General features: G+C 74.0%; 20 protein-coding genes. 17 read left to right on the forward strand and 3 right to left on the reverse strand.

Going from position 1 to position 22,755, the window contains the following annotated elements; all coding sequences use genetic code 11:
• Positions 1-31 precede the first annotated feature (31 nt).
• A complete protein-coding gene (locus tag ACERUN_RS04470; protein WP_370288556.1) occupies positions 32-1,321 on the forward strand; it encodes a nucleotide sugar dehydrogenase in 1,290 nt (429 codons plus the stop codon).
• A gap of 38 nt (positions 1,322-1,359) precedes the next feature.
• On the opposite strand, the gene ACERUN_RS04475 is transcribed toward ACERUN_RS04470, so the two are convergent.
• Together ACERUN_RS04475 and ACERUN_RS04480 are read right to left on the reverse strand one after the other, a co-directional pair.
• Positions 1,360-1,950: a DapH/DapD/GlmU-related protein gene (locus ACERUN_RS04475; protein ID WP_370288557.1), complete on the reverse strand. Its 591-nt coding sequence runs from the start codon at positions 1,948-1,950 to the stop codon at positions 1,360-1,362.
• A 3-nt stretch (positions 1,951-1,953) separates the two neighbouring features.
• Positions 1,954-2,736 (reverse strand): hypothetical protein, encoded by a 783-nt coding sequence (locus ACERUN_RS04480; RefSeq protein ID WP_370288558.1) that lies wholly within the window; start codon positions 2,734-2,736, stop codon positions 1,954-1,956.
• 142 nt (positions 2,737-2,878) lie between these two features.
• On the opposite strand from ACERUN_RS04480, the gene folP reads away from it, so the two are divergent.
• The 7 genes from folP (at position 2,879) to ACERUN_RS04515 (ending at position 11,261) form a co-directional block, all read left to right on the forward strand.
• On the forward strand, positions 2,879-3,739 hold the full coding sequence (gene folP, locus ACERUN_RS04485; protein ID WP_370288586.1) for a dihydropteroate synthase: 861 nt from the start codon (positions 2,879-2,881) through the stop codon (positions 3,737-3,739).
• On the forward strand, positions 3,736-4,140 hold the full coding sequence (folB, locus tag ACERUN_RS04490; protein WP_370288559.1) for a dihydroneopterin aldolase: 405 nt from the start codon (positions 3,736-3,738) through the stop codon (positions 4,138-4,140). Before folP ends, folB begins: the two co-directional genes overlap by 4 nt.
• Complete coding sequence (gene folK / locus ACERUN_RS04495) at positions 4,137-4,706, forward strand: 2-amino-4-hydroxy-6-hydroxymethyldihydropteridine diphosphokinase (protein ID WP_370288560.1); 570 nt, start codon at positions 4,137-4,139, stop codon at positions 4,704-4,706. The genes folB and folK overlap by 4 nt, the downstream gene beginning before the upstream one ends.
• On the forward strand, positions 4,703-5,230 hold the full coding sequence (locus ACERUN_RS04500) for a DUF3180 domain-containing protein (RefSeq protein WP_370288561.1): 528 nt from the start codon (positions 4,703-4,705) through the stop codon (positions 5,228-5,230). Before folK ends, ACERUN_RS04500 begins: the two co-directional genes overlap by 4 nt.
• Before the next feature lie 113 nt (positions 5,231-5,343).
• On the forward strand, positions 5,344-6,042 hold the full coding sequence (locus ACERUN_RS04505) for a hypothetical protein (RefSeq protein WP_370288563.1): 699 nt from the start codon (positions 5,344-5,346) through the stop codon (positions 6,040-6,042).
• A 130-nt stretch (positions 6,043-6,172) separates the two neighbouring features.
• On the forward strand, positions 6,173-9,805 hold the full coding sequence (locus ACERUN_RS04510) for a CDP-glycerol glycerophosphotransferase family protein (RefSeq protein ID WP_370288565.1): 3,633 nt from the start codon (positions 6,173-6,175) through the stop codon (positions 9,803-9,805).
• A gap of 10 nt (positions 9,806-9,815) precedes the next feature.
• Positions 9,816-11,261: an SDR family NAD(P)-dependent oxidoreductase gene (locus ACERUN_RS04515; RefSeq protein ID WP_370288566.1), complete on the forward strand. Its 1,446-nt coding sequence runs from the start codon at positions 9,816-9,818 to the stop codon at positions 11,259-11,261.
• A 38-nt stretch (positions 11,262-11,299) separates the two neighbouring features.
• Here ACERUN_RS04515 and ACERUN_RS04520 read toward each other — a convergent pair whose 3' ends face one another.
• Positions 11,300-12,724: a polysaccharide pyruvyl transferase family protein gene (locus ACERUN_RS04520; protein WP_370288567.1), complete on the reverse strand. Its 1,425-nt coding sequence runs from the start codon at positions 12,722-12,724 to the stop codon at positions 11,300-11,302.
• Positions 12,725-12,911: 187 nt separating this feature from the next.
• Here ACERUN_RS04520 and ACERUN_RS04525 point away from each other — a divergent pair, with 187 nt between their 5' ends.
• The 9 genes from ACERUN_RS04525 to ACERUN_RS04565 form a co-directional block, all read left to right on the forward strand.
• A complete protein-coding gene (locus ACERUN_RS04525; protein ID WP_370288568.1) occupies positions 12,912-14,603 on the forward strand; it encodes a DUF563 domain-containing protein in 1,692 nt (563 codons plus the stop codon).
• Positions 14,604-14,907: 304 nt separating this feature from the next.
• Complete coding sequence (locus tag ACERUN_RS04530; RefSeq protein ID WP_370288571.1) at positions 14,908-15,861, forward strand: Rossmann-like and DUF2520 domain-containing protein; 954 nt, start codon at positions 14,908-14,910, stop codon at positions 15,859-15,861.
• Positions 15,858-16,787: a pantoate--beta-alanine ligase gene (panC, locus tag ACERUN_RS04535; RefSeq protein ID WP_370288572.1), complete on the forward strand. Its 930-nt coding sequence runs from the start codon at positions 15,858-15,860 to the stop codon at positions 16,785-16,787. The genes ACERUN_RS04530 and panC overlap by 4 nt, the downstream gene beginning before the upstream one ends.
• Before the next feature lie 9 nt (positions 16,788-16,796).
• Entirely contained in the window at positions 16,797-17,216 is a 420-nt protein-coding gene (gene panD / locus ACERUN_RS04540; RefSeq protein WP_370288573.1) for an aspartate 1-decarboxylase, read from the forward strand.
• A gap of 62 nt (positions 17,217-17,278) precedes the next feature.
• Positions 17,279-19,000, forward strand: a complete 1,722-nt coding sequence (locus ACERUN_RS04545; protein WP_370288574.1) for an L-aspartate oxidase — start codon at positions 17,279-17,281, stop codon at positions 18,998-19,000.
• Positions 18,997-19,920, forward strand: a complete 924-nt coding sequence (nadC, locus tag ACERUN_RS04550) for a carboxylating nicotinate-nucleotide diphosphorylase (RefSeq protein ID WP_370288575.1) — start codon at positions 18,997-18,999, stop codon at positions 19,918-19,920. Before ACERUN_RS04545 ends, nadC begins: the two co-directional genes overlap by 4 nt.
• Positions 19,921-19,933: 13 nt before the next feature.
• Positions 19,934-20,719, forward strand: coding sequence for a type III pantothenate kinase (locus ACERUN_RS04555; protein WP_370288577.1), 786 nt, complete (start codon positions 19,934-19,936; stop codon positions 20,717-20,719).
• Between the two features lie 176 nt (positions 20,720-20,895).
• Positions 20,896-21,234 carry an Lsr2 family protein gene (locus ACERUN_RS04560; protein WP_370288578.1) on the forward strand — a complete coding sequence of 113 codons (339 nt, stop codon included), beginning with the start codon at positions 20,896-20,898 and terminating at the stop codon, positions 21,232-21,234.
• Positions 21,235-21,619: 385 nt separating this feature from the next.
• The coding region (locus tag ACERUN_RS04565; protein WP_370288579.1) for a Clp protease N-terminal domain-containing protein at positions 21,620-22,755 on the forward strand (1,136 nt) is incomplete at its 3' end.

The raw sequence follows: 22,755 nt of genomic DNA on the forward strand, positions 1-22,755 counted from the left end.
GTCGCGTCAGCAGTCGAGAAGGAGCTTTTCCGTGGACATCTGCGTCGTCGCCCTGGGCAAGATCGGCCTCCCCCTGGCGGTGCAGTTCGCCAGCGCCGGGCACACCGTCGTCGGTGCCGACGTCGACGCCGGTGTCGTCGACCTCGTCAACCGCGGCGAGGAGCCCTTCCCGGGCGAGGCCCACCTCGCCGAGAAGCTCCGCGAGGCCGTGGACGCCGGGCGCCTCAGCGCCACCACCGACACCACTGCCGCGGTCGCCGCCGCCGACGCGGTCGTGATCGTCGTCCCCCTCTTCGTGGCCGCCGACGGAACGCCGAGCTGGCAGTGGATGGACGCCGCCACCGAGGCGGTGGGCCGCGGCCTCAAGGCCGGCACGCTGGTGAGCTACGAGACCACGCTGCCGGTGGGCACCACCCGCAACCGCTTCGCCCCGAAGCTCGAGGAGCTCTCCGGCCTCACCGCCGGTGAGGACTTCCACCTCGTCTTCAGCCCCGAGCGGGTGCTCACCGGCCGGGTCTTCGCCGACCTGCGCAAGTACCCCAAGCTCGTGGGCGGCATCAACCAGGCCTCCACCGACGCCGCGATCGCCTTCTACGACGCGGTGCTCGAGTTCGACGAGCGGCCCGACCTGCCGCAGGCCAACGGCGTGTGGGACCTCGGGTCGTCGGAGGCCTCGGAGTTCGCCAAGCTCGCCGAGACCACCTACCGCGACGTCAACATCGGCCTGGCCAACCAGTTCGCCCGCTACGCCGACCAGATCGACGTCGACGTGCTCAAGGTCATCGACGCCTCGAACTCCCAGCCCTATAGCCACATCCACCGTCCGGGCATCGCGGTCGGCGGCCACTGCATCCCGATCTATCCGCGCCTCTACCTGTGGAACGACCCCGCCGCCACCGTGGTGAGCGCGGCGCGCGAGGCCAACGCCGGCATGCCGGACTACTCCCTCGACCTCCTCGCCGCCGCCGTCGGCGACCTCTCCGGCGTGCCGGTGCTCGTGCTCGGCGCCGCTTACCGCGGGGGCGTCAAGGAGACCGCCTTCTCGGGTGTCTTCCCGCTCGTCGAGGGGCTCAAGGCCCGCGGCGCGGTGCCCTACGTCAGCGACCCGATGTACTCCGACGCCGAGCTCGAGCGGCTCGGCCTTCCGCCGCACCGCGGCGAGGAGGTCGAGGCCGCCGTCGTGCAGGCCGACCACGCCGAGTACGCCTCCCTCACCCCGGCCGACCTGCCGGGCGTGCGGGTGCTGGTCGACGGTCGCCGGGTCACCGACGCCTCTGCCTGGCGGGGCGACGGCGTGCGCCGCATCGTCATCGGCGGCTGAGCCGCCGCGGGTCGTGGCGCTCGCGCTGCGACCCGCCCTCAGCCGAGGGTGAGGACGCCGTCCGCCTCGGTGTAGGTCTCGCCGGTGCTCGGGCAGGTCCACGTGCCGGGAGCGGTCTCCTCCAGGCGCACGCCCGCGCGACCGACCCAGCCGATGCGCTTGGCCGGGACGCCGGCCACGAGGGCGAACTGCGGCACGTCGCGCGTGACGACCGCGCCGGCGGCCACGAGCGACCACGCGCCGACGCGCACGGGCGCCACGCACACCGCACGGGCGCCGACCGAGGCGCCCTCGCCGATCTCGACGCCGACGGCCTCCCAGTCGTGGGCGCGCTTGAGCGCGCCGTCGGGGGCGACCGAGCGGGGGTACTGGTCGTTGGTGAGCACGGCCGCGGGGCCGATGAAGACGCCGTCGCCGAGGGTGGCGGGCTCGTAGACGAGCGCGTAGTTCTGCAGCTTGCACCGGTCGCCGATGCGCACGCCGGTGCCCACGTAGGCACCGCGGCCGATCACGCAGCTCTCGCCGAGCACGGCGTCCTCGCGGATCTGCGCGAGCTCCCAGACGGTGGTGCCCGCGCCGAGGGTGGCGGAGTCGGCGACCTGGGCGGTGTCCTTCACGACGGCGCTCACGGCTCAGCCCCTCTTCTCGATCGGGGTGTTGCTGCCCTCGTTGTTGAGGCCCTTCTCGATGATCACGAGGTTGTGGTAGGCGTGCACCGCGATGACGTGGCGGTCGCTGTAGGTGGGCTCGTAGTCGGCCTGCGGGTACTCCTCGTAGTTGAGGCCGTCGAGGAGGTCCTTCACCAGGGCCATCGTCGTGTGGGTCGCGTGGCGGTCGGGATCGCCGCCCCAGCGCCCCCAGTAGGAGGTCTGGGTGTCCTCGATGGCGTAGAGGCCGTCGGGCTCGATGAGCGGGAAGAGCAGGCGGAAGGTCTCGCGGATGTGCTCGGGGCGGTGGCTGCCGTCGTCCACGACGACCTTGAGCGGGCCGCGCTCGGCGACGATGCGGCGCAGCACCTCCTCATCGACCTGGGATCCCTGGTAGGCGGTGATGCGGGGCTCCTCGACGAAGGACTTGTCCTGGATGTCGAGGCCGACGATCTGGGCCTTCGCGAAGAAGTGCTTCCACATGCGCAGCGACTTGCCGCCCTCGCCCTCGCGGGCGTAGCCGCCGATGCCGATCTCGAGCAGCGTGAAGGCCTCGTCGCGCAGGTGGCCGAAGTGGCGCTCGTAGTGCTGGGTGTAGTGGTGGCCCGGCCCGGCCTTGTCGGTGCGGAAGTGGCGCCCGATCTCGGTGAGGTCCATGCGGTGCCAGGCCGGTCCGGCGTCGCCGCCCGCGCGGCGCAGCCGCTGCCACACGCGGTCGCTGACCAGCGGCTTCACGGTCTTGACCGCGGCGCTCTTCAACATCGACATGACGGCTCCTTCTCGGCGGGTGGGACGGCTGGAACCCTAGCAACGCGCCCGCCCGCCGCCCGCGTCGCCGCCCGCGACCACTAGCCTCTCGACCGTGGCCGCGACCGACCCCTCCACCGCCGCCTCCGCGCGGCCGCTGGTGATGGGCGTCGTCAACGTCACCCCCGACTCCTTCTCCGACGGCGGCCGCTACGTCGATCCCGAGGCGGCCGTCGCCCACGGCCGCGACCTGCTGGCCCAGGGCGCCGACATCCTGGACGTCGGCGGCGAGTCCACACGACCGGGCGCCACCCGTCCGCTCGTCGACGAGGAGCTCGGCCGGGTGCTGCCCGTCATCTCCGCGCTGGCCGCCGAGGGGGCGCGGGTCTCGGTCGACACCATGCGCGCGGAGGTGGCGGCCCGGGCGGTCGAGGCCGGTGCGAGCATCGTCAACGACGTCTCCGGGGGCCTGGCCGATCCCGCGATCCTCGACGTGGTGGCCGATGCGGGCGTCACCTACGTGGCGATGCACTGGCGCGCGCACAGCGAGCACATGCAGCGCTGGGCCCGCTACGACGGTCCGGGCGGTGTCGTCGCCGCCGTCCGCGACGAGCTCGCGGCCCGTGTGGAGGCCGCGCTCGCCGCCGGCATCGGCGCCGAGCGCCTGGTGCTCGATCCGGGGCTGGGGTTCGCCAAGCTGGCCGAGCACAACTGGCAGCTCGTGCGCCGCCTCGACGTCGTGGCCTCCCTGGGTCTGCCGCTGCTCGTCGGGGCCAGTCGCAAGACCTTCCTCGGCCACCTGCTGGCCGACGCCGAGGGCGCCCCGCGCCCGGTGGGGGAGCGGGAGGCGGCCGGAGTGGCGCTCACCGCCCTGCTCGCCGCCGGCCTCGGCGGTGCGCCCGTGTGGTGCCTGCGGGTGCACGACGTGAGGGCCCACGTGGACGCCTTGGCCGTTGCGGCACAGTGGGCCCTGCCCGCGGGGCCCGACCGGCCCCAGCACCACCACGATCAGGAGCACCGATGAGCGACGAGCTGAGGATCCTCGGCATCGAGGTCTTCGCCCACCACGGCGTCTTCGAGCACGAGCGCCGCGAGGGGCAGGTGTTCCGCTTCGACCTCGAGCTGGGCGTCGACACCGCTCCCGCGGCCGCGTCCGACGACCTCGCCGACACCGTCGACTACGGCGGGCTCGTGGCCCACGTCGTCGCCGAGGTCGAGCGCGACCCCGTCGACCTCATCGAGACCCTCGCCCAGCGCATCGCCGATGCGTGTCTGCGCGACGTTCGTGTTGAATGGGCGCGAGTGACGGTGCACAAGCCGCAGGCCCCCATCGAGGCCACGTTCGACGACGTGCAGCTCACGATCACCCGACGCCGCACCGCGGCACCGGGAGACCACGACGGGAAGGCGGAAGACCGACCATGACCGAGACCCCCAATCCGAACATCATCGACGCGGACACCCTGACCGGGGAGATGCGCCCGATCCGCCGGGTGGTGATCGGTCTCGGGTCCAACCTGGGCGATCGGATGAGCAACCTCCAGGGAGCCGTCGACGCTCTCGCCGACACGCCCAACGTGTGGGTCACGGGCATCTCGCCCGTCTACGAGACCACGCCGGTCGACTGCCCGCCGGACGCCGAGACCTTCCTCAACGTGATCGTGCTGGCCGACACCACGCTCTCCGCGCACCGCCTGCTCGACCGCGCCCAGGCCATCGAGGACGCCTTCGGGCGCGTGCGCACCGGCGTGCAGAACGCGCCGCGCACCCTCGACGTCGACCTGATCGTCGTGGGCGATCGCCGCAGCGACAAGCCCGAGCTGATCCTCCCGCACCCGCGTGCGCACGAGCGCGCCTTCGTGCTGCAGCCGTGGCTCGACCTCGAGCCCGACGCGCAGGTGCCCGGCGTCGGGGCCGTGGCCGACCTCCTCGCCTCCGCCGACACCACCGGCGTGCAGCGCCGCGACGACCTGGTGCTCGAGTTCGAGTGAGCCGCGACGGCTCCGAGCCCGACGCCTCTCGGGGCCCCGACCGGCCCGGCGGGCCGGACGACGACCGCGACGGCCTGCGTCCGACCCCCGTGTCGTCCGCCCTGGCCTGGGCGGGCGTCGGCGTGGTCGGCGGCCTGCTGCTGCGCTTCGCGGTCGGGCGCCTCGGGGCGGTGGCCCCGCTCGTCACGCTCCCGCAGGGGCTCGCCTTCGCCCTGCTGGCCGCGATCCTCGGCTACGTCGCCTGGGCCACCCGGCGCTCGCTGCGCGGTCGCGGCAGCCGCCTGGCCGCCCACCAGGCCGTCAACCGGTTCCTCCTCGGACGGGCGAGCGCCCTGGTGTCGGCGCTGGCGCTCGGCGGCTACCTCGCCTACGGGCTCACCTGGATCGGCGACCCGGCCGAGCGGGCCGACGACCGGCTCGTCGGGTCCCTCGTGGCCGCCGGGTGCGCCCTCGCGGCCGTCGTCGCGGGGCTCCTGCTGGAGCGCGCCTGCCGCGTTCCGCCGTCGGAGCGCGCGGGCTCCTGAGGGACCGCCCGGGACCTGATCTGCGCGCCCGCCTGGGGCCGCTGTGACTCCTGGGGTGGGTGTGACGAGCGTGTCGCCGTCTCCCGGAGCGGTGCGCGGCCTACGGTGAGCCCATGACCTTCCCCGTCGGCCGACCCGCGGGCACCGCAGCGGGCACCCCCTCCGTCCCCTCGCCCGCGCCGTCCGCGTCGACCTCGCCGGCCTCGCCGACGGGCAGCGGCTCGCGCCGACGCCAGCGCTCCACGCGCATCGCGGTGGCCGTCGTCCTCGTGGGGGTGGCGGCCGCACTCGTCGCCGGCGCCGCCGTCGTCGGCACCAGCCCGGTGCTGCTGCTCGCCGGCGCGCTCGCCGTGCTGCTCGGCGGTGCCGCCACCAAGATCACCCACGCAGAAGTGCAGCGCACCCGCGTGGACGCCGCCCGCGACCGCGCCGACCAGGCCCGCGCCTACGCGCGCCTCACCGAGGCCCGCACGGCCGAGAACGTCGAGTTCGCCGCCGACATGACCGGCCTGATCGCCAAGCGCGACGCGCAGGTGCAGCGGGTCGAGAAGCGCCTGGCCGAGACCACCGACGAGCTCGCGGCCGCGCGCAGCGAGCTCGCCGCGAGCACGGATCGGGCCGAGGCGGCCGAGCGCACCTCCGAGCGGCTCACCTCGCGCCTGGCCGAGGCCGAGGAGCGCGCCGAGGCGGCCGTCATCCGCGTGGCCGAGCTCGAGGCCGAGATCGACGTGCTGCGGGCGGAGTGGCAGGCGCTGCAGGCCGCCCGCGCGGCCGAGGGTCACCACCACCCCGGCAACCGTCGCGCCGTCTGAGCCGGCCGCTCCTCGGGCCCTCTCGAGGAGGGGAGCCGCACGGCCCCCGACCGGGCGCGGCGGCTAGGGTGGGCGGATCGCCGCCGGCCCGCCCATCGGGCCCCGACCCGACTGCGAGGATGCTCCCGCCGTGGCCTTCGACCCCGTCCGCGCCCGCGCCACCGCGATCCGCCTGGGCAAGTCCGGGCCGGCCCGCCTGAGGGGTCCCGTCGGGCGCGCGACGCGCCGCTTCCGCGCCGGCTTCGGGGGACCGCTGGTCACCGTCGTCGTGCCGGTGAGCGACGACGCCACCACCCGCGTCGGCCCTTGCCTGGACACCTTGAAGGTGCAGACCCACCGCAACCTCGACATCGTCGTCGTGCCCTACGGGCGCCACCAGCGGGTGGCGGCCGTCGTCGCACCGCAGGCCGCTGCCGACTGGCGGATCCGACGTCTGCGGCCCGCGGCCGACCTCATCGCCGCGCGCCACGCCGGCATCCGGGCGGCCCGCGGCTCGCTGGTCATCGTCGCCGAGGGCGGTGACGACTTCGTGCCGGAGGGCATCGAGGCCCTCGTCAGCAGCCACCTGGCCACCGGCTCCCCGCTCGTCGTGGGCCGCCTGCGTCGCCCGTCCACGGTCGGCTGGATCCCGGACGCGCCGCTCGACGCCGCGCACGTGGTGGATCGACCGGCCACCGACCTGACCCGCTCGCCTGTCGCCGTCACCGACCTGGCGCTGGGCAACCGGCTCGCCACCCGCGAGCTCTGGTCGCGCGTGCGGTTCACCCCCGGCCTGCCTGGCGGGGCGGACGTCGCGCTCGCGCTGCTGCGCGCCGCCGACCGCTTCGACCTCATCGCCGCCGAGACCTACGTGCCCTCCCAGCGCCGCGACGGCGTCGGCGTCGGCAGCGTCGTCGACGTCCTCTCGGGCCTGGAGGAGTGGCTGGCCCAGCAGGGTCGGCTCTGGGAGCTCGTCGAGGCCGTCGGCGACCCCGCCGTCAGCGACTGGTGGCGCTGGGGCCAGCTCGGCTACGGCGTCCAGCGCATGGTCGCCGACGTCGAGCGTGCCGACGACCGTCAGTGGGCCCTCCTGCGCGAGCACGTGGGTCGCCTGCTCGAGACGGCCGGCACGCGGCTGTGGAGCTCGCTCGGGGCCGAGGCACGGGTCAAGACCTGGCTGCTGCGCGAGGGCCAGCGCGCCGCGCTGGAGTCCTTCCTGGCCGCCCGCCTCTTCAACGAGGGCAGCGTGCGCACCGTCGTCGAGGCCGGCCGCGTGCGCGCGCTGCTCCCGCTGCACGACGACGCCTCGCTCGCTCTGCCCGACGAGCTCTTCGTGATGACCGACGACGAGACGCGCCTGCGGGTCGTGCTCGCCGACGTCCGATGGCGGGCCGAGAGCATCGAGCTCACCCTGCTCGCCTCCCCCGACTTCGTGGACCTGCCCAGCACGCCGCAGGTCGAGGTCAGCCTGGTCGAGGAGGGCGTGCCGGCCGAGCGGGCGCGGCGCTTCGACCTCACCGTGCTGGACCAGCCGCGCGATCCCCGGGCCCACCTGGGTCTCGTCGAGCGGCGCGAGCAGGACGCCACCCGCGGGGCGGTCGTCGTCGAGATCCCGCTCCCGGCCCTCGTGGCCGCGTCCGGAGCGGGCCGCACCTGGGTGGTCGAGACGACGCTGAGCATCGACGGCCTCACCCGCACCGGCCCGGTCACCGGCGTCGACGCGCGCTCCTCGGCCGGCCTCCTCGGCCGCGACCACCTCGCGCCGCGACCGTGCGGCGACGCGCTCGTCACGCTGCTGCCGCGCACCAGCTCGACCGGTCTGCGGATCACGCCCGACGAGGCCGTGCGGCTGCACGAACCCGTCGTGGCGGGCCGCACGCTGCGCGGCCGCCTGCGGCTCGGTGCGGCCGCCTCCGCCGACGCCGCCGACCGCCCGGTCGCGGTGATCGCCTCCTCGGGCGGCCTCACCGCCCGCGCCGAGGTGGACCCCGGCGCCGACCTCGCGTTCGAGCTGACCCTGCCGCCCGCCCGCCACGAGCAGCGGTCGTGGTCGCTGCAGGTCGTCGACGCCGCCGGTCGCAGCCGCGACCTCGGCTGGCCGGCCGGAGCGCTCGCGCAGTGGGTCGGCGTCGCCACCGGCTCGGTGGTGCTCTCGCGGGGCGCGGCAGGCGAAACCCGCGTGCTCGAGGCGGCCGACGAGTTCGTCGTGGACGACGTCCGCGTGAGCGGTCTCGAGGCGCTGGTGCTCGGGCGCTGGCTGGGCGGCGCGGCGCCCGCCGACGCCGAGGTGCGGCTCGAGGGCCCGAAGGCAGTGCTCGTCGGCGAGGCGGTGCCCGATCCCGATCCGTCGGCCGGGCCCGGAGCGGCCGCCTACCGCTTCCGGTTGGCCCACGACCCCTGGGGGCTCGGCGAGCGTCCGGTGCCGCCGGCCACCTACCCCGTGACGGTGCACCGCGGCGGCCGTCGCCGCATCGCGCCGTTCGGCGAGCGGGCGCTGGAGCGGCTCGGTCGCCCCGCGGTCGACGAGGTGTTCGCCAGCCGGCTCGTGCAGTACGGCCGCGACGCCAACCTCGACCTCGACCGGCCGCTGCGCGACGATGAGCGCGGCCCGTCGGCGCAGTGCGCGCTGCAGCGCTGGTACGCCGGGGCCGACCTGCCGATCGAGGCCGACGTCGTCTACCTGCAGTCCTACCTCGGGGCGTCGGCCACCGACAGCCAGCTGGCGCTGCACGAGGAGCTGCGGCGCTCGCGACCCGACCTGCGCCTGGTGTGGGGGGTGCACGACTCCTCGTGCTGGACGCCGGAGGGCGCCGAGCGCGTGCAGCTGTTCAGTCGCGAGTGGTACCGCGTCATCGCCACCGCCGGTCACCTGTGCCTCAACATCGACCCCGAGCGCTGGTTCCGTCGGCGCCCCGGCCAGCGGGTGCTGCAGACCTTCCACGGCTACCCCGCCAAGTCGATGGGGCTGCGCATGTGGCGGGCCAAGAACTTCACGCCCCGGCGCATCGACCTCGAGCTCGCCCGCACGTCGGGCCAGTGGGACCTCATCCTCACGCCGGCGCCCGAGATGGACGAGCACTACCGCCGCGAGTACGCCTACGACGGGCCGATCCACAGCCACGGCTATCCCCGCGACGACGCCCTGGTGGGCCCGGACGCCGACGCCCGTCGTGCGGCGGTGCGCGAGCGGCTCGGCATCGCCGAGCACCAGACGGCGGTGCTCTACGCACCGACGTGGCGCGACGACCTCGCCACCAACTGGCGCGAGGCCGAGATGGTGCAGCACCTCGACCTCGCCGCTGCCGCGCGCGAGCTCGGCCCCGACTACGTGCTGCTGATGCGCGGCCACCGCTTCCACTCGGGTGCGGCCGGTCGGCCCGGCGGTGAGACCCGCTACCGCGACGTCACCGACTACCCCGAGATCAACGACCTGATCCTGGCCTCCGACGCCGCGGTGCTCGACTACTCCTCGCTGCGCTTCGACTTCGCGCTCACGATGCGGCCGATGATCTTCCTCGTGCCCGATCTCGACTCCTACGTCGGCGGCGTGCGCGGCTTCCTCTACGACTACCGCGACTCCGCGCCCGGGCCGCTGGTCGACACCGCCGAGGAGGCCGTGGCGCTGCTGAAGGACCTGCCGCGCCTGCGACGCAGCACCGCGGCGCAGCTCGAGCACTTCGCCGCCACCTACAACCGTCTGCAGACCGGCGACTCGGCGCGCCGGGTGGTCGAGGCGTTCTTCGGGCCCGCTCCCGAGGCGGGCGCGGAGGCGAAGGGTCAGTAGCCTTCGGGCCATGTCCGACGCCACCGCTGCCGCCCCGGTCACGAACGTCGCCGTCCTCCTCGCCGGAGGCGTGGGCAGCCGGGTGGGGCTCGACATCCCCAAGCAGCTGATCAAGGTGGCGGGCAAGACGCTGCTCGAGCACACACTCGTGGCGCTGCACGACCACCCGGACGTCGACGAGGTCATCGTGCTGATGACGCCCGGGCACACCGACGCGGTGCGCGACATCACCCGCGGCGAGGCCTTCGACAAGGTCACCGCGATCCTCGAGGGCGGCGACACCCGCAACGACACCACCCAGCGCGCGATCGACCACCTCCTCGCCCAGGAGGCCGCCCGCGGTCGGGCCGCCGACGGCTCCGGCGTCCGGATCCTGCTGCACGACGCGGTGCGCCCGCTCGTGACGCCGCGCATCATCGGCGAGTGCTTCGCCGCACTGGCCACCCACCCAGCCGTCGACGTCGCGATCCCCTCGGCCGACACGATCATCGAGGTCGCGCCCGACGACACGATCCGCAGCATCCCGCCGCGCGCCAGCCTGCGCCGCGGGCAGACGCCGCAGGCGTTCCGGCTCGACGTCCTCGCCCGGGCCTACGAGCTGGCGGGCGCCGACCCCGACTTCGCGGCCACCGACGACTGCAGCGTCGTCCTGCGCTACCTGCCCGACGAGCCGATCGTGGTGGTGCACGGCGACGACCGCAACATGAAGGTCACCGAGCCGATCGACGTCTTCATCGCCGACAAGCTCTTCCAGCTCACCGGCATCGACCTGCCGCGCGCCAAGTCCGAGGAGGGCTACCGGGCCGCGCTCGAGGGCCGCACGATGGTGGTCTTCGGCGGCAGCTACGGCATCGGGGCCGACATCGCGGCGCTCGCGGAGGCCTACGGCGCCCGCGTGCTCACCTTCAGCCGCTCGGCCACCGGCACCGACGTCGGACGACGCGCCGACGTCGCCGCCGCGGCCCGCACCGCGATCGCCGAGGCCGGCTCGATCGACTTCGTGGTCAACACCGCCGGCGTGCTGCCGCGCGGCCAGCTGGTCGAGACCTCGGAGGAGACGGTGTGGGCCGCCACCGAGATCAACTACCTCGGTCCGGTGTTCATCGCCCAGGAGTTCTATCCGCACCTGGCGGCCTCCGGCGGCTCGCTGCTGCTGTTCACCTCCAGCTCCTACACGCGCGGGCGCGGCGGCTACAGCCTCTACAGCTCGGCCAAGGCCGCCACGGTCAACCTCACCCAGGCGCTCGCCGACGAATGGGCCGAGGCCGGGGTACGGGTCAACTGCATCAACCCCGAGCGCACCGCCACGCCCATGCGCACCAAGGCCTTCGGTCAGGAGGCCCCCGGCACGCTGCTGGACTCGGCCACCGTGGCGCGCACCTCGATCGACGTGCTGGTCTCCGACCAGTCCGGTCACGTCTACGACGTGCGCAAGGACGACCCCTTCAGCCTCTGACCAGGCCACTCAGCCTCTGACCAGGCGGAGTCGGCTGCTCAGCTCGTCAGGCGCCGCTTGGCCCGCCCGGCCACTCGCCGCGCGCGAGCGATCGGACGACGGGCACGGGCGTCGTCCAGCTGGCGGCGGGTCGCGTCGAGCTCGGCGCGCAGGGCGGCGGCCTCGGCGGTGGCCTGGTCGATGCGCGCGTGCAGCTTCGCCTCGTCGGGCGCGCAGGCGAGGCGCTCGGCGAGGATCGGCTCGTAGATCGCGCGACGCCGCGCGGCGAGCTGCTCGACCTCGGCGGCCGGCCGGCTCGCGGCACCGCGCACGAGGTCGGCGAGCTCGCGGGCGTTGGCGTCGGCGCGACGGGTGAGCTCCGCGGAGGCCTCGACCACCTCGTCGCGGTCGCCGATCTCCAGCGCCCGCCCGATCGAGGCCTCGAGGTCGGCGAGGCCGACGTCGAAGGGCATGTGGGGGTCCCAGTGCTTGGCGTAGCGGGTGGGCTTGACGCGGGTGAAGGTGAGCCGCGGCACCTGGTAGGCCGCCGAGATGATGCGCACGTGCAGCGAGGTGCCGATCACCACGCGGGCGGTGCGCAGCTGCTCGACGATGTCGGCGGGGCGGCGCTCGGTGCGCAGCTCGACCGAGCGGGCGGGGTCGAGGCGCGCGATGTGGTCGGCCACCTGCTCGTAGGCGGCGAGGGAGTCGGTGGAGGGCACCGTGCCGGCCATGACGAAGCGGATCGTCATGCCGTCGAGGTGCTTGCTGGTGACCAGGGCCTTCGCCAGCGCCTCGTGGCCGAGGTCGCGCAGGATGCTCACCGACGACTGCACCACGACCACGTCGGAGTCGGGGTCGTAGGGGTGGGGGTCGACCGCACCGAGCGCGTGGACGACGTCGGGCACGAGCGTGTGCTCGACGGCCATGTCGGTGAGGTAGGCGCTCGCGATCGGGTCGCGCACCGAGACCGCGTCGGCGCTGCGCAGCGCCTCGAGCAGCTCGTGGCGCACGTGCCAGGGGCGCCCGCGCAGGCCGCCGAGCCCGGCGGAGTTGACGATCGTGACCGCGCCCGCGTTGCGCTCGAAGGCCGCCGGGTTGGGGATGTAGGGAGCGACGATCGGCGCGTGGTCGACGGCCTCGGCCAGCATCCGCTGCTGCTCGGCGTGCGTGGCGGTGTTGAACCGCTGGCGCAGCGGCTGCGGCATCGACATCCGGAACGCCGACTCCATGGTGGTGCCGCCGATCTCGCCGCCCATCGACCAGATGGCGTCCACGTCGTCGTCACGCAGCCGTGAGCCGTAGGCCTCGACCCTCCGGTCGAGCAGCTCGGTCATGTCGGAGGCGAAGGGGGCGGTGGCGATCACCTCGGCGTCGGCGAGGTAGCGCTCGGTGACCAGCAGGAAGAGCAGGTCGCCCACGTTGTCGCGCTCGTAGGGGCCGATCGCCAGGACACGGGGGCGGGCGGACGGGGCGTCGGGCATCGGGGCGATCTCTCCTGGCGTCGTGCTGCTGGGTCGGCGGGTCCGGCGGGTCCGGCGGGTCGCCATGCTCTCACGCCCGCCGCACCGGGCACGGGCCCCGCAGCGCGTCCGCTGCCCATCCTCTAGCCTCTCCCTGACCCGGACCGGTGCCGCGAGAGCACGACCAGCACGCGCGAGGAGGACGACGGTGGTGCGACGCCTCGCCCGCGCGGCCCGCCACCGCGTGCGCACCGCCCGGCTGGAGCCCCGCGTCCTGCGCCGCGAGCTCGTCGAGCTCGTCGCCCGCGAGTGCGCGGACCGCCCCGACGCGCACGTGGTCGTCGTCGGAGAGCACCGGCGCGCGCTCGTGCGGGCACTGCGCCGTCGCGGGCCCGGCTGGCAGGTGAGCGCCACCCCGGCCGACCCGGCCCGCCGCCACGTCGAGCTGGCGCTGCTGCCGCACGCGGACGTCGTCCTCGCGGGGGCGGACCCTGCGGGCGATCGACTCGGTGACTTCCGCGCCGTCTTCTTCCACACCCGGCCCGGTGGAGCGTTCGTGGTGCCGCGGGGTGCCGGCGAGCTCGGCGCCGCGCGCGGCGCCCTCGGCGAGCACCTCGCCGAGGGGTGGGCCACCGAGCCCGGGCCTTTGCGCGCGGGCCGGGTCCGCAAGGCGTGGCAGAACCACCGCCTCGCCGTCCGGATGCACGTCACCGGCGAGACGCTCGGCGACCACTTCGTCCTGCGCCACGACCTGCCCGACGTCATGGTCAAGCTCGACGAGCCGCGCGGCAACGCCTGGATCGAGGGCTCGGCGGCGCGCCACGGCACCCCGCACCGCGTGCTCTCGGTGCTGCCGGCCGAGCAGCCGCCGTCCGCGGCGGTGATCACCGAGGTGCCCGAGCCGCGTCGTCCACCGATGGGGCGCCCGATCAAGCTCGCCGACATCGCGCTGCGCGAGTACCGCGACGTCGTCGTGGACGTCGAGCAGCTCGTCGTCACCGGTCGGGTGATCCTGCCCGACACCTACCGCCACAACCAGGCGCCGACGCTCACCAACTTCGGCGTGATCGACCTGCCCGGCCCCTACGGCATCCTCCAGCGCCCCCTGCCCGCTCCTGAGGACCTGCCGCTGCTCGCGGGCACCCACCTGCACCTCGACAACGAGATCCGCGGCCACTTCGGGCACACGACCACCGAGGTGCTCTCGCGGATGTGGAGCTGGCCGGCCGCGCTTGAGATCGATCCGGACGTGCGGGTGCTGATGACCGCCGCGCGCGGGCGGCCCGAGATCGCCGAGTGGGAGTACGACTTCTACGAGGCCTGCGGCATCCCGCGCGAGCGCATCGTGAAGATCGACGGCCCCGCGCGCGTCGAGCGCCTGCTCTCGGGCACACCGATGTTCTCCAACCCCGAGTACGTCCACCCCCGCATCCTCGAGACCTGGGACCGCCTCGGCGACGTCCTCGCTGCCCGCGCCGAGCCCCGCGACGACCGCCCCTCGCGCATCTTCATCGCGCGGCGCATCCGCAAGCGCGCCTGCCTCAACGCCGAGGAGGTCGAGGAGATCTTCGCCGCCCGCGGCTTCGCGATCGTCTACCCCGAGGACTATCCGCTCGGCGAACAGGTCGCGATGTTCCGCGCCGCCGACGTCGTCGCCGGCTACGCGGGCAGCGGCATGTTCCACATCGCCTTCGTCACGCACCCCCAGCACGTCATCCAGATCGGCTCGGACGCCTACACCCCGCGCAACGAGGTCCTCATGGCCGCGCTCCGCGGCCACCGCATCGACGCCGTCGTCTCCCGCGCCAGCAAGTCCACCGTGCAGGCCGAGTTCGCCGTCGACCTCGACCGCGAGGGCCCCCACCTCCTCGCCCTCCTCGACCGCCTCCCTCCCGCCTGAGGCCGCCGGCCGGTCGGCGCGGGATTCACCGGTGGACCGGCGAAACTCGTGCTGGTCACATGAAACTTCGGTCGACCAGCGCGAGATTCACCGGTGGACCGGTGAATCCCGAGCGCCGCATCAGGCCACCGGGGGCGATGTGACCCCGGCCACGCGCGATTCCGGTTCCCCGCCGACCGCCGCGGGCGTACCGTTGGCAGCGCTCCGGACGCCCCCGGAGCGCCTGTCACGAGCACACGTCCTGTACCCACACCGCACGCGGCCCCGGCCGGGTGGTCGGAGGGACGGGAACGAAAGGTTCACGATGGCCCACTTCCGGGTGGGCGTCGTCGGCGCGGGTCGCGTCGGCGCCGTCCTCGCTGCTGCCCTGCGGCGCGCCGGCCACGACGTGGTCGCCGCCGCCGGTGAGTCCGACGCTTCCCGGCGTCGCGCCGCCGACCTCCTGCCGGGCGTGCCGCTGGCCAAGCCCAGCGACGTCGCCCGCGCGGTCGACCTGCTGCTGCTCACCGTGCCCGACGACATGCTGCCCAACGTCGTCCAGGTGCTGGCCGACTCCGGTGCGCTGCACGCCGGGCAGGTCGTCGTCCACACCTCGGGGCGCCACGGGCTCGCCGTGCTCGCGCCCGCGGCCGCGGTGGGCGCCCGCGTGGTGGCGCTGCACCCCGCGATGACCTTCACCGGCACCGCCGTCGACCTCACCCGCCTGGGCGGGTGCGTCATGGGGCTCACGGCCGGGGACGCCGAGCGCGCGCTGGCCGAGGGTCTCGTGGCCGACCTCGGCGGCCGGCCCACCTGGGTGCCGGAGGAGATGCGCACGCTCTACCACGCCGGTCTCGCGCACGGCGCCAACCACCTGGTCACGCTGGTGAGCGAGGCGATGGGGCTGCTCGCCGCCGCCGGCGTCGACGACCCGTCGGGCACGCTGCGCCCCCTGCTGGACGCCGCCCTGGCCAACGCGCTCGAGCACGGCGACAGCGCTCTCACCGGCCCGATCGTGCGCGGCGACGTGCAGACGGTGGCCGCGCACCTGGGCGACATCAGCGCCAACGCCCCCGACACCGTGCCCTCCTACGTGGCGATGGCCTGGGCCACGCTCGACCGCGTGGTCACCGACGGTCGGCTGCTGCCGATCCGCGCCCTGCGCATCGCCGAGACCCTGGCCGCGCACGATCCCGCCGGCGGCGCCCACCGCGCCCGCGTCGAGCAGCTGCTCGCCCGGGCGCCCGGTAGGTCCCGCGCCGCGATGGAGCAGGCGTGAGCACTTCGGTCGCCGTGCGGTCGCCGGCCGTCGCCCGCACCCGCGCCGACCTCGCCAGCCTGCTCGGCGCGCGCGCCGCGACCGCGCCGGTGGTGCTCGTTCCCACCATGGGCGCCCTGCACGAGGGCCACGCCACGCTCATGCGGCTGGCCCGCGAGCGTGCGGGCGCCGACGGCACGGTCGTGGTGAGCATCTTCGTCAACCCTCTGCAGTTCGGGCCGGGCGAGGACCTCGACCGCTACCCGCGCACCTTCGACGCCGACCTCGCGCTCGCCGGCGGCGAGGGCGTGGACGTCGTGTTCGCCCCCGTCGTGGCGGAGGTCTACCCCGACGGCGTGCCGCACCCGGGCGAGCCCTCGCCGGCGGTCACCGTGCAGCCGGGGCCGCTGGCCGACGTCCTCGAGGGGGCGAGCCGCCCGGGCCACTTCCGCGGCGTCCTCACCGTGGTGGCCAAGCTCTTCGGCCTCGTGCGCCCCGACGTCGCGGTGTTCGGCGAGAAGGACTTCCAGCAGCTCGCGCTCATCCGGCGCATGGTCGCCGACCTGTGCCTGGGCATCGAGATCGTCGGCGCACCCACCGACCGCGAGCCCGACGGCCTGGCGCGGTCGAGCCGCAACCGCTACCTCTCGGACGACGAGCGCGCCCGCGCCGCGGTGCTGAGCGCCGCCCTGCGCGCCGCCCAGGAGCGCGCCGCCTTCGGTGTCCCCGCCGCGCGATGGGCCGCGATGAGCGTGCTCGCCGCCGAGCCCGCGATCGAGCTCGACTACCTGGCCATCACCGACGCCGGCCTCGGCCCGATCGACGACCACCCCGCGCCCGGCACCGAGGGCCGCGTGCTGGTGGCCGCGCGCCTGGGCACCACCCGACTCATCGACAACCTGCCCCTGCACTTCACCGCCCCGCCCACGAACCAGCCCGGAAGCTGAGGGATCCCCATGCTGCGCACGATGATGAAGTCCAAGATCCACCGCGCCACCGTCACGCAGGCCGACCTGCACTACGTCGGCTCGGTCACCGTCGACGAGGACCTCCTCGACGCCGCCGACCTGCTGCCCGGCGAGCTCGTGCACATCGTCGACATCGACAACGGCGCCCGCCTCGAGACCTACACGATCGCCGGCGAGCGCGGCAGCGGCGTGATCGGCATCAACGGCGCCGCGGCCCGCCTCGTGCACCCCGGCGACCTCGTCATCCTCATCGGCTACGGCCAGATGAGCACCGAGGAGGCGAAGGAGTTCAAGCCGAGCGTGGTCTTCGTCGACGCCGACAACAAGATCATGGCCACCGGCTTCGACCCCGCCGAGACCTTCGGCGACCCCACGCTGGCGCGCGGCGACGTCACCGCCGGTCGCTGACCGCTCCACCACCCGCACGTCAGGCCTCTCGGTAGCCTGCTGGAATGCCTGAAGGGTCCGCTGTGCCTACCTCCCTGCGACGTCTCCCAGGTCGCCTCGACGCCCCCGGCCCCGGGTGGACGACGCGCGCCGACGTCGTCGTCGTGGGCTCCGGCATCGCCGGGCTCACCGCGGCGCTGCGCCTGCGCGGCCACGTGGACTCGATCCTCGTGGTCACCAAGGACGTGCTCGCCGCCGGCTCCACCCAGTGGGCGCAGGGCGGCATCGCCGCGGCGCTCGGGCCGGGCGACACCCCGCACGAGCACGAGGTCGACACGCTGGTCGCCGGTGCGGGCGCCTGCGACGCCGAGGCGGTGCGGGTGCTGGTGAACGAAGGCCCGGACGCCGTGCGCGAGCTGATCGCGCTGGGCACCAACTTCGACCACACCGCCGACGGCGAGCTCTCGCTCACCCGCGAGGGCGGTCACCACCGCGACCGCATCGCCCACGCGGGCGGCGACGCCACGGGCGCGGAGATCCAGCGGGCCCTCATCGCCGCCATCGAGGCCGCCCCCGACATCGAGGTCATCCAGCACGCGCTGGCCGTCGACCTGCTGCTCGGGCGCCCCGCCGGCTCCCCCGACGACCCGGCGGCGCCGCTGGGCGTCGCCGGGCTCACCCTCCACGTGATCGGCGAGGGCGAGCGCGACGGCGTGGGCGCCGTCCACTGCCGGGCGGTGGTGCTCGCCAGCGGCGGGCTCGGCCAGGTGTTTTCGCAGACCACCAACCCGGCGGTCGCCACCGGCGACGGCATGGCGCTGGCCCTGCGCGCCGGCGCCACCCTGCGCGACCTGGAGTTCGTGCAGTTCCACCCGACGGTGATGTACCTCGGCCCCGACTCGCGCGGCCAGCAGCCGCTCATCTCCGAGGCCGTGCGCGGCGAGGGCGCCTTCCTGGTCGACTTCGAGGGCACCCGCTTCATGCAGGGCGTGCACGAGCTGGCCGACCTCGCGCCACGCGACGTGGTGGCCAAGGCGATCATGAAGCGGATGCTCGAGACGGGTCAGCCGCACATGTGGCTCGACGCGCGCCACCTCGGCGCGGAGTTCTGGGAGCGCCGCTTCCCGACCATCCTCGCCACCGCCCGCTCGCACGGGGTCGACCCCGTCACCCAGCTCATCCCGGTGGCGCCCGCGTGCCACTACGCCTCCGGCGGCGTGCGCACCGACCTCGTGGGCCGCACCGACGTGCCGGGCCTCTACGCCACGGGTGAGGTCGCCTGCTCCGGCGTGCACGGCGCCAACCGGCTCGCCTCGAACTCGCTGCTCGAGGGCCTGGTGTTCTCGCGGCGCATCGCCGAGGTGCTCCCCGGCGAGCTGGGCCCCTGGCGCGAGCCCGTCGCCGACGAGCGCCACCCCGGCCTCGTGGACGGCGAGGTGCGCCGCGAGCTGCAGGAGGTGATGACCTCGCGCGTCGGCGTCCTCCGCTCGGCCTCCGGCCTGGTCGAGGCGGCCGCGGTGCTCGACAAGCTCGCCGGTCGTGCGGCCGGCGCGGCCGGGCAGGCCGCCTGGGAGGCCACCAACCTCGTCACCATCAGCGCCGCCCTCGCCGACGCCGCCGCGCTGCGCGAGGAGACCCGTGGCTCGCACTGGCGCGAGGACTTCCCCGAGCGCGACGACGCCACCTGGGCCGGCCACTTCGACGTCCGCATGGCCGACGGCGCCACCACGGTGACCTTCGTGCCGTCGCCGGCCACCGACCGGGGAGCCGGGATCGGCGCCGTGGGCGCGGAGGAGCCGGCGTGATCGCGGTGATCGCGCGCGTGCCCCTCGCCGACCTGCCCGCGGCGCTCGTCGAGGAGATCGCCGCCGCCGGGCTCGACCCGCAGGCCGTCTACGACCACGTCGTCCTCGCCTTCGAGGAGGACCTCCCCGGCGGCGTGGACGACGTCACGAGCGCCGCGATGCCCGACATGGGCCGTGCCACCGCCGACTTCGCCGCGCGCGAGGCAGGGGTGGTGGCCGGGCTCGCGATCGCCGAGCTGGCCTTCGTCTACGCCCTCGGCGACGACGTCACGGTGAGCGGCCGCGTGCCCGACGGCACCCGGGTCGCGCCGGGCGACGTCGTCCTCACCGTGGAGGGGGCGGTGCGGGGCGTGCTCACCGCGGAGCGCACCGCGCTCAACTTCGCCTCCCACCTCTCGGGCGTGGCCACCGCCACCGCCCAGTGGGTCGACGCGCTGGTCGGCACCCGCGCCCGCGTGCTCGACACCCGCAAGACCCTGCCGGGCTGGCGCGCGCTGCAGAAGTACGCCGTGCGCTGCGGTGGCGGCGTCAACCACCGCCTCAGCCTGGTCGACCGGGCGATGGTGAAGGACAACCACGCCGTGGCGGCCGGGGGAGTGGTGCCGGCCTACCGCGCGGTCGTGGCCGCCAACCCGGGTCTGCGCGTGGAGGTCGAGGTCACCACGCTGGAGGAGCTGCGCGACGTGCTCGACGCCGGCTGCACCGAGGTGCTGCTCGACAACATGAGCACCGCCGAGCTCGCCGAGGCCGTGCGCATCAACGACGAGCGGGGCCGCCCCGCCTCGCTCGAGGCCTCCGGCGGACTGACCCTCGCGCGGGCCCGCGAGGTGGCCGCCACCGGCGTCGACTTCATCTCCGTCGGCGCGCTCACCCACTCGGTCGACGTCTTCGACCTCGGCCTCGACTTCCGGACGGGCTGAGGACGGCGATCCGATGGTGCTGCTCGCCGCCGACATCGGCAACGTCTCCACCGTGCTCGGCCTGCTCGCCGGCGACGGATCGGACGACGTCGTCGACCACTGGCGCGTCGGCACCGACGAGCGCCGCACCGGCGACGAGTGGGCGGTGCTGCTGCGCGGCCTGCTCGGCCGGCGCTTCGACGACGTGGACGGCGTGGTCGTGTGCGCGACCGTTCCCTCGGTGCTCAACGCTTGGCGCGAGATGCTCGCGCGCGACTTCGGCGCCGTGCCGTGCGTCGTCCTCGAGCCGGGGACACGCACGGGCGTGCCAATCGCCGTCGACAACCCGCGCGAGGTGGGCACCGACCGCATCGCCAACGCCGTGGCCGCCGCTGCCCGCTTCGACGCGCCCACGATCGTCGTCGACTTCGGCGGCACCGCCACCACCTACGACGTCGTGGACGGCGGCGGGCGCTACGTCGGCGGAGCGATCACGCCCGGCATCGCCATCTCGCTCGAGGCGCTCGGTCGCGGCGGCGCGCAGCTGCGCATGGTCGAGCTCGCCCGCCCGCGCAGCGTGATCGGCAAGAACACCGTGGAGGCGCTCCAGTCGGGCGTGCTCTTCGGGGTCGCCAGCCAGGTCGACGGCATGGTCGAGCGCATCGTCGAGGCCCTGGGCTGCGACGTGGACGACGTCGCGGTCGTGGCCACCGGATATCTCGCGCCGCTGGTGATCGAGGAATGCCGCAGCTTCACCGACCACGAACCCTGGCTGACCCTTCAGGGGCTGGGGATCGTCTTCGGGCGCAATCGTCGCTGAATTATCGTGGGATTCAGCCGCGATAATCGTCGGCCATCGTGATTCGCGCGCGCCGTGGGGCGGTCGATTTCGCGGAATGTGCTTGAATGAGGCCATTCCCGGCCGATCGGGCTGGCATCGTCTCGGGCGAAACACGGTCCTTTCACAATTCAACGATTCGCAGGAGGAAATGCGTCATGGCGCAGAAGGTCAACATCGTGCTCGTCGACGACATCGACGGGAGCGAGGCCACGCAGACCGTGACCTTCGGGCTCGACGGTGCCACCTACGAGATCGACCTCAACGACGACCACGCGGCGGGCCTGCGCGACGCGCTCGCCACCTACGTCGGGCACGGTCGCAAGGTCGGCCGCTCCGGGGTCGGCGCGAAGCGCAGCAGCAAGGCCGCAGCCGCCAACGACTCCGGCGCCTCGGCCGCCGACATCCGCGAGTGGGCCCGCCAGAACGGCTACGACGTGCCCTCGCGCGGTCGCATTCCCTCCGAGGTGCGCCAGGCGTTCGACGCCGCCAACTGAATCATCGGGCATCGAGTGCGGGAATCCCCGGAACGTCTCGTTCCGGGGATTCCTGTGCTCTCAGCCGTCGGGGCGCGAGGTGCAGGAAATGGCGTCGACTCACCCGAGCAAGGGACGGCCTGATTCGTCCGCCGACCGGTGGTGCCCCAACCTGCCGCGCTGACGATGGATTCATGATTCCCCTGCGCCCGGACCCGTCGTCCCCGCTCCGATCGCCGGTTGCCTTGCGCCACCGATGGACGGTCTCGTCGGCGCCTTACTCGTGGCCCCGCGGCGACGCCCGTTCGCTGAGAGCGGACGGACCTGGTCCCATCAGGGGGAACGCGTAGGCTGAAGTCTGGGTTGTACCCCGTGAACAGCCCCGGAGTACGAGGAGCGTGCAGAGATGTTCGAGCGGTTCACAGATCGAGCCCGTCGGGTGGTCGTGCTGGCCCAGGAAGAGGCCCGCATGCTCTCCCACAACTACATCGGGACCGAGCACATCCTGCTCGGCCTCATCCACGAGGGTGAGGGCGTCGCCGCCAAGGCGCTGGAGTCCCTCGACATCTCGCTCGAGGCGGTGCGCGCCCAGGTCGAGGAGATCATCGGTCAGGGCCAGCAGGCGCCCTCGGGCCACATCCCCTTCACCCCGCGCGCGAAGAAGGTGCTCGAGCTCTCGCTGCGCGAGGCCCTGCAGCTGGGCCACTCCTACATCGGCACCGAGCACATCCTGCTGGGCCTGATCCGCGAGGGCGAGGGTGTCGCGGCGCAGGTGCTGCAGAAGCTCGGCGCCGACCTCAACCGCGTGCGCCAGCAGGTCATCCAGCTGCTGTCCGGCTTCCAGGGCAAGGAGAGCGGCGCCGCTGCTGCGGCCGCCGGCGCCACCAGCGGCAGCGAGGCCCCGGCGTCCTCGCTGGTGCTCGACCAGTTCGGTCGCAACCTCACCCAGGACGCCCGCGAGGGCAAGCTCGACCCCATCATCGGCCGCGCGGTGCAGATCGAGCGCGTGATGCAGGTGCTCAGCCGCCGCACCAAGAACAACCCTGTGCTGATCGGCGAGCCCGGCGTCGGCAAGACCTCGATCGTCGAGGGCCTGGCGCAGGACATCGTCAAGGGCAATGTGCCCGAGACGCTCAAGGACAAGCAGATCTACACCCTCGACCTCGGTGCCCTCGTGGCCGGTTCGCGCTACCGCGGCGACTTCGAGGAGCGGCTGAAGAAGGTCCTCAAGGAGATCCGCACCCGCGGCGACATCGTGCTGGTCATCGACGAGATCGACACCCTCGTCGGTGCTGGTGCGGCCGAGGGCGCGATCGACGCCGCCAGCATCCTCAAGCCGATGCTGGCCCGCGGCGAGCTGCAGACCATCGGTGCCACCACGCTCGACGAGTACCGCAAGTACCTCGAGAAGGACGCCGCGCTCGAGCGCCGCTTCCAGCCGATCCAGGTGCCCGAGCCGTCGATCGCCGACACGATCGAGATGCTCAAGGGCATCCGCGACCGCTACGAGGCCCACCACCGCGTCACCATCACCGACGAGGC

Source organism: Nocardioides sp. (assembly GCF_964229035.1).
Taxonomy (GTDB): domain Bacteria; phylum Actinomycetota; class Actinomycetes; order Propionibacteriales; family Nocardioidaceae; genus Nocardioides.

Coding starts and splice junctions, on each gene's coding strand:
- ACERUN_RS04505 (WP_370288563.1), top strand. CDS start 5,344: ATGACCTTCCCCGTCGGCCGACCCGCGGGCACCGCAGCGGGCACCCCC.
- ACERUN_RS04560 (WP_370288578.1), top strand. CDS start 20,896: ATGGCGCAGAAGGTCAACATCGTGCTCGTCGACGACATCGACGGGAGC.
- ACERUN_RS04520 (WP_370288567.1), bottom strand. CDS start 12,724: ATGCCCGACGCCCCGTCCGCCCGCCCCCGTGTCCTGGCGATCGGCCCC.
- panD (WP_370288573.1), top strand. CDS start 16,797: ATGCTGCGCACGATGATGAAGTCCAAGATCCACCGCGCCACCGTCACG.
- folP (WP_370288586.1), top strand. CDS start 2,879: ATGGGCGTCGTCAACGTCACCCCCGACTCCTTCTCCGACGGCGGCCGC.
- ACERUN_RS04530 (WP_370288571.1), top strand. CDS start 14,908: ATGGCCCACTTCCGGGTGGGCGTCGTCGGCGCGGGTCGCGTCGGCGCC.
- ACERUN_RS04480 (WP_370288558.1), bottom strand. CDS start 2,736: ATGTCGATGTTGAAGAGCGCCGCGGTCAAGACCGTGAAGCCGCTGGTC.
- folB (WP_370288559.1), top strand. CDS start 3,736: ATGAGCGACGAGCTGAGGATCCTCGGCATCGAGGTCTTCGCCCACCAC.
- folK (WP_370288560.1), top strand. CDS start 4,137: ATGACCGAGACCCCCAATCCGAACATCATCGACGCGGACACCCTGACC.
- ACERUN_RS04555 (WP_370288577.1), top strand. CDS start 19,934: ATGGTGCTGCTCGCCGCCGACATCGGCAACGTCTCCACCGTGCTCGGC.
- ACERUN_RS04515 (WP_370288566.1), top strand. CDS start 9,816: ATGTCCGACGCCACCGCTGCCGCCCCGGTCACGAACGTCGCCGTCCTC.